Genomic DNA, 1941 nt, shown 5'->3' on the forward strand with positions numbered 1-1941 from the left:
ATTATAAGCATCTTCTTGAGAAACGTCCTGATTTTTTGCTGGCAGGAGAGTTTAGCGAATTCGGGAAAAGTCAGGGGTGTGGGGAAGAATATAAAACAAGAGAAATCGATGTGGATCCTTTGCTGACGCAGGGAGATGGTGTGGAACTGTTGTATGATAATGATTATGATGAATTTTCACCAATCTCTCAAGAGTTGGAGAAAAAAATACACAAGATAGATGGTATCGATTGGGAGAATTCTAATCTGATCGAAGGAGCTTATGTAACTACAGTTATATCCAGAAAGGGCATCCGTCCTTATGATGAAGGGCTTTCGAATCTTACAAATGACAATATGGTGGAAGGATTCAGTTGGGATACGGTACAGATTTTAAATGACAATCAAATCTTGTCGCTTGAGAAATACGTTCAGGATAATCAACTCAATATTGATTTGAAATCTTTGGAAGAAGGAAATGGTGTGCTGATCATACATGATCATATGCTGACCCCGGAACAGCAAAAACTTGCAGATGAAGCAATTGGCGAACCGGTATACTTTAAAACTTTGCTCTCAAGAGAAGATGCGATTCGTAGAAAAGAACAAAGTAATTCTGAGAATAAAGAGAAACAACAGGAAGACGAATTCCCTCAAAAAGAATCTGAAACATTTACTCTATGTGGTTATTTGGATCGGCAAAACGATGATTTCCCGGAAATAAATCAATCCTGGCATGGAGAAGGCAGCTTATACTATTTTATCAGTGAGAAAGGCTTTCAAAAGATACCAACTGAGAAAAAGATATTAACAATGGAATTAACTGCCAATCCGGAAAAAGAACCTTATGTGAAAACACAGATCAGCGAGCTGGTCTCCGAGGAAAATAAAAAACGATCCGAAATGACAGAAGTATCAATGGATGAAGGAACCGGCGAAGCAGGAGTTTTTGTTATCTGTAAATCAGACCTGATGCAGCAAAAAGAAACATATATGCGAGGAAATCGAATTCTCTTAGGTGCTGTAAGTATCATATTATTCATTGCGGGATTGACCAATTATTGTAACGTTGTATTCACTGGGATGTACGCTCGACGAAAAGAGTTTGATGTAATGAAAAGTATTGGAATGACCGATAAGCAAATGAAATTAATGCTCTTTGGAGAAGGCAGTTATTATTTTATGTGTGTGGTGGGATTGTTATTTACTGTAGGAATGGCAGCTTTGGTTGGGGTAAAGATTTATATGGAAAATAAATTGTCATATTTCACATTTCGTTGGCCGATTCTTATTATCGCAGGAATAATGCTATCACTTTTAGTGGTTAATGTTCTGGTTACCCATTTTGTTGTTGGTTTTTGCGGTGAAGAAAAGGATTCGCATTGATACGATGTCTAGACACTGTGTTTTGCCTTCACTTTTCTCAAAAAGGCAAAAAATAGAACGTATAGTTTTCATACGCTCTATCTCATATTTCATATTAAATTTTTAAATTCTACAAACTTGATTTTTCTTATGCTCCTGTTCTATTTTACAACCACAGTGTGGACAATATTCTTCACTATTTATAGGTACAATCCTTAATGATTTGCCACAGAATGGACAGTGATTTTTGATTACAATTATGAATAACCTATTATAAGTTATGCCACTTCAATTTTTGCAAATATCATCCAATCTGCAATACATGAAATTAAAATAACTATTCCTAAAAATGCAGGTACTCCTGCAAATTGTTCTAAATAATTTGAATGAATTCAATATTATGCTTTTTTTTCCTTAAATGGCTTCAGAAAGATCACCCATCCAAAGATCAGCAGATTCATTACCAGTGCCACAGGAATATCTCCCCAGTGGATTTGCTGATTCTGAAGTACATCCGCAGAGTACGTTCCTGAAAAAACTACCACCATATTATTATTCAGAAAATGAATAATTATCGGAACCCAGATATTCTGGGTTT

The 1941-nt window shown here is 35.8% G+C and carries 1 protein-coding gene and 1 pseudogene; one reads left to right on the plus strand and one right to left on the minus strand.

Going from position 1 to position 1941, the window contains the following annotated elements; all coding sequences use genetic code 11:
- Window positions 1-1364 (plus strand): ABC transporter permease (locus tag D8Q48_RS16925; RefSeq protein ID WP_130647859.1); only part of this gene is annotated, 1364 nt, incomplete at its 5' end.
- A gap of 377 nt (window positions 1365-1741) precedes the next feature.
- Here the strand turns inward: D8Q48_RS16925 and D8Q48_RS16930 are convergent.
- Window positions 1742-1941 (minus strand): annotated as a pseudogene (locus D8Q48_RS16930) (CPBP family intramembrane glutamate endopeptidase); the annotation flags it as partial.

The organism is Ruminococcus sp. B05, assembly GCF_003628495.1.
Lineage (GTDB): Bacteria > Bacillota > Clostridia > Lachnospirales > Lachnospiraceae > Schaedlerella > Schaedlerella hominis.